This window comes from Deltaproteobacteria bacterium, assembly GCA_016875225.1.
Classification (GTDB): Bacteria; Myxococcota_A; UBA9160; order SZUA-336; family SZUA-336; genus VGRW01.
The window spans coordinates 1-4,529 of record VGRW01000142.1; the positions used below are offsets into that span (position 1 = coordinate 1).

Annotated in this window: 3 protein-coding genes; all 3 read left to right on the forward strand. The window is 70.9% G+C overall.

The window, feature by feature from the left end; translation table 11 throughout:
- Window positions 1-45: 45 nt before the first annotated feature.
- Genes FJ108_17955 through FJ108_17965 form a run of 3 tightly spaced genes read left to right on the forward strand, consistent with a single transcriptional unit; the run spans window position 46 to window position 4,183 of the window.
- Complete coding sequence (locus tag FJ108_17955) at window positions 46-1,317, forward strand: radical SAM protein (GenBank protein ID MBM4337776.1); 1,272 nt, start codon at window positions 46-48, stop codon at window positions 1,315-1,317.
- Between the two features lies 1 nt (window position 1,318).
- On the forward strand, window positions 1,319-2,743 hold the full coding sequence (locus tag FJ108_17960; GenBank protein ID MBM4337777.1) for a DUF4139 domain-containing protein: 1,425 nt from the start codon (window positions 1,319-1,321) through the stop codon (window positions 2,741-2,743).
- A 9-nt stretch (window positions 2,744-2,752) separates the two neighbouring features.
- Entirely contained in the window at window positions 2,753-4,183 is a 1,431-nt protein-coding gene (locus FJ108_17965; GenBank protein MBM4337778.1) for a hypothetical protein, read from the forward strand.
- Window positions 4,184-4,529: the final 346 nt, after the last annotated feature.

A 4,529-nucleotide genomic window follows, 5' to 3' on the forward strand; every position in this document is an offset into this window, starting at 1 on the left:
AAAAGGATTCCGCGGACGCGTCGAAGCTGGCTAGACTCCGGCGCGATGGCCGCCCCTCCCAGACCCGTGGTCGCGAACGCCGCCGGCGAGATCGTCGACGTCCCGGGGCTTCGGGCGGCCGCGCGCGCGGGCCGCGACGTGTTTCCGATCGACCCGGACGAGCTCGTGCCGCTTCCCGACGCGAGCCGACTGATGTTCCTGCCCGGGCGCACGCCGCTCGCGTTCGCGAAGCCGGTCGATCCACCCGAAGCGCTCGACGGCGCGCTCGCCGTCGCCGCATTCCTGCCGCCGGGCTGGACCAGCTTCTCGCTCTCGGCCTGCCGGCGCGAGGCCGACGCTCCGCTGCTCCCGCTCTTCGCCTACACGGCCGTGTGCTGGTACCGCGGCGGCTTCTGCGTCCCGGCGCGGCGGATCGACGACGACTCCAAGCACGATCCGGAATCGTTCTCGGCAAGCGAGATCGAGAAGCGCGTCGCCGAGCTATGCGAGCGGCTCCCCGAGAACCGCCTCGCCGCGCATTTCGGCGCGCGCTGCGCGCTCGAGTGGGGCTGTCCGAACGCGCAGAACCTGTTCCTCGGCCGCTGGGAGGCGCCGATCGCGGTCTCGCGAAGCTGCAACGCCACGTGCCTGGGCTGCATCTCCGAGCAGCCCGAAGGCACGGTCCCGTCGCCGCAGCAGCGCCTCGAGTTCCTGCCGAGCGTCGAGGAGATCCTCGAGCTCGCGCTGCCCCACCTGGAGCGCGCGCCGCGCGCGATGATCAGCTTCGGACAGGGCTGCGAGGGCGAGCCGCTGCTTCAGGCCGCGTTGATCGAGCGCGCGATCCGCGCGATCCGCGCGCGAACCTCGCGCGGCACGCTGCACCTGAACACCAACGCGAGCCGGCCCGCCGCCGTCGCGCGCCTGGCCGACGCGGGACTCGACAGCATCCGGGTCTCGACCAACAGTGCCCGACCCGAGGCCTATGCGCCCTACTACCGCCCGCGCGGCTACGGCTTCGCGGACGTCGTCGAGTCGCTTCGCGTCGCGAGCCGGCACGGCCTGTGGAGCTCGCTGAATTACCTGTCGTTCCCCGGCGTCACCGACCGCGTGGACGAAGCGGAGGCGTTGCTCGGGCTCGTGCGCGAAACGGGCGTGCGCATGATCCAGTGGCGCAACCTGAACGTGGACCCGGATTGGTACGTGGACGTGCTCGGCAGCGACACGTCCTCGCCGCGGCTCGGCATGCGCACGCTTCTCGAGCGCGTTCGCTCGCAGCTTCCCGAGCTCCGCTTCGGCTACTTCAATCCACCCGCCGAAGACTGGGACGACCGGAGGTGACATGCGCGCGCTCCTGCTTCTGACTCTTCTCTGTGTCGCGGCGCTCTCGCGCGCCGACGCTCCCGCCCCGCCCCGCCTGCGCTCGACGCCGGAGAGCCGCGAGGAGCTCGGCGTCACGGTCTACTCCGGCGGCTTCGGCCTGATCCGCGAGACCCGTACGCTCGCGCTATCGAAGGGCCGCTCCGAGCTCGAGTTCGGTGGCGTCGCGGGCACGATCCAGCCCGAGACGGTGCAGGTGCACGCCGTCGGCGCAGCGGCCCCGCTTCGCGTGCTGGAGCAGAGCTACCAGTACGACCTGCTCTCGCCCGCGAAGCTGCTCGAGAAGTACCTGGGCCGGACCGTGCGCGTGCTTCGCTTCAGCGAATCGAAGGGACGCGACGAGGAGCTCGACGCGACCGTGCTCTCGGCCGGCGAGCCGCCGATCCTGCGAATCGGCGACGAGATCACCTGGGCGTATCCGGGACGGATCTCGTTTCCGGAGATTCCCAAGACGCTGATCGCGCGGCCGACGCTGGTCTGGCTGCTCGAAAGCCCCGCCGAGCGGCAGAAGGTCGAGGTCTCCTACCTGGCGGGAGCGCTCTCCTGGCGAGCCGACTACGTGCTGGTCGTGAACGATGCCGACACCGCGGGCGATCTGAACGGCTGGGTGACGCTCGAGAACCGCAGCGGAGCGCCGTACCCGAACGCCCGGCTGCAGCTCGTCGCGGGAGACGTGAACCGGGTCCGAGCGGAGCTGCTGCAGGATCGCGGCGTCTACGCGGCCGAGTCCCGCGCGCCGATGGCGCCGCCGCAGTTCCGCGAGGAGGGTCTGTTCGAGTACCACCTCTACACGCTCGACCGGCCCAGCTCGCTGCTCGACCAGGAGCAGAAGCAGATCTCGCTGCTCGAGGCGAGCGGCGTCGCGCTCGAGAAGCGGCTGGTCCTGCGCGGCGAGCCCGCGTACTTCCGCATGCCGACGGGTGAGATCGGCAGTCACTCCAAGGTCTCCGTCTCGCTCGAGTTCGACAACCGCGCGAGCCAGCACCTGGGCCTGCCGCTGCCGAAGGGCATCGTGCGCGTCTACAAGCGCGACGAGTCCGGCGGGCGCCAGTTCCTGGGCGAGGACGAGATCGAGCACACGCCACGCGATGAGCGGGTTCGAATCCGCGTCGGCGACGCGTTCGACGTCGTCGGCGAACGCAAGCAGATGGATTACGAGCAGATCGGCTCGTGCCGCAGCGAGAGCGCCTGGCAGATCGATCTGCGCAACCACAAGGACGAGAAGATCGACGTCGACGTGGTCGAGCCGGCGAGCGGCGACTGGGAGATCGTCTCCTCGAGCCACAAGGCGACCAAGGACGACGCGCAGAGCTTCCGCTTTCTCGTGAACGTGCCGGCGCGGGGAAGCGCGCGAATCGAGTACCGGGTCCGCATCCGCTGGTGCTAGGCTCGGCGCGTGGCCGACGCGGCGACGTTCCTCGACGAGCAGCGCCCGTTCCGGCGCGGCGAGATCGCGCTCGCGCGCCGCGCGGTCGACGACCCGATGTTCATGCTCCCGCGCGAGCTCGACTGCCTGCGCTATGCGATCCGCCTGGCGCAGATCTCGAGCATCGGGCCCGAGCCCGATGCGCTGATCGAACGGATCGGCTCGTTCCGGCTGCGGCTGCTGCAGCTCCTCGCGCCGGTGCTCCCGACCGAGCCCGATCGGATCGACGCGAACGACCTGCACGCTCTGCTGCCGAAGGTGGTCCGTCTGGTCGACGAGGCGCGATTGCTGGTGTCGCGCGGGGGCCTCGCCGACGAGGCCACGCTCGACGCCGAGATCGCGCACAAGCGCCTGGTTCTGGTTCTCGGCGGAGCGGCGGGATCGGGCTACGCGTTCCTCGGCGCGCTGGTGCGGCTCGAGGATCTCGGGCTTCGCCCCGACTACCAGGTCGGCTGCAGCATCGGCTCGCTTCTCGGCGTGATCCGCGGCCGCCACCACGCGTTCGACCTCGACGAGCTGCTCGAGGACGTCCGCCTGCTTCGCGGCAGCGCCGTGTTCCGGCCGGCGCGACTCGCCGCGCGCTTCGGAATGCCGGCGGCGCTCCGGCTCGACCTGCGCGGACCGCTCGGATCGCTCTTCAGCAATCGCGACGGCGAGCCGCTGCGGCTTCGCGAGCTCGCCATCCCGACCGACGCGCTCGCGACGGGCCTGGGTCCGGGAGCCATTCTCGGCGCGAGCGGTGACTTCGCGCGGATGGTCGACGCCGAGCTGTCCGGTGCGGAAGCGCTCCAGGAGCTGCCGGGCTCGGTGCTGGTCCGCGCCGTCTCCTCGCTCGTCGCGCTCGCGATGAGCCGGCGCGCGCTCGTGCCGACGTTCTTCGGCGCGGATCCGGAGACCGCGGAGCTGCCGGCGCTGGACGCCGCGGGCTTCTCGGCCGCGATCCCCGGGCTTCTCCAGTACGACCCGCCCGAGGACGACGCGCACGTCGCGAAGATCCTGAAGCGGATCTTCGACGAGCACCGGCTCTCCGCGCTCGTCGACGGATCGCTCGCGAGCCTGGTCCCCGCGCGCTACGCGTGGGAGGCGATCGAGGCCGGGAGGATCGGAACGCGCCACACCGCGATCATCGCGCTGGACGCGTTCGCCTCGAGCGGCGGCGCGAACGCGATCTTCGCGCCGGCGCTGCGCGCGCTCTCGGGCACCGCGCACCGCGACAAGCCGTTCTGGGACCTGCACGTCGCCTTCCGGCGCCCGCCGCCGCTGCTCGAGATGTTTCCGACCGAGGTGCGGCTCCGAGCCGCGTCGCGACACGGCGAACGCGAGTTCGAGCCCACCGCGCGCATCCTGCGCGCGCTGCTCGCGAAGCTCCCGGCCTGGCGCGAGCTCAAGAAGGAGTCTTGAGCCGCTCGATCTCGCGCGAGAGGATCTGGCGGGTGATCGCGATCGCGCACGCGTAGGTCGAGTCCGTCCCGAAGCTGCCGAGACTCTTCGACAGGAGTGACTGACGGCGGCTGTACGGCGTGTCCGACGCGTAGTGCAGGATTCCCACCGCCGTGCTGGTCCGCTCCGAGAGACTCACCACTTCGTCGTTGGGATGGCGGCGCGGGTCGACCAGCTCGTAGATCGCCGACAGGTACGGCCCGGCCTCCATCTCGAGCACGGTGTAGCCCTCGCGATAGAACACGCCCATGTAGTTGGGGTTCTGCAGGAACGCGCCGCGCACCGTCACGGCCTTCTGGTTGTCGAG

Excerpts from the sequence above, each read along its gene's own strand:
- FJ108_17955 (MBM4337776.1), top strand. The coding sequence starts at position 46 with ATGGCCGCCCCTCCCAGACCCGTGGTCGCGAACGCCGCCGGCGAGATC.
- FJ108_17960 (MBM4337777.1), top strand. The coding sequence starts at position 1,319 with ATGCGCGCGCTCCTGCTTCTGACTCTTCTCTGTGTCGCGGCGCTCTCG.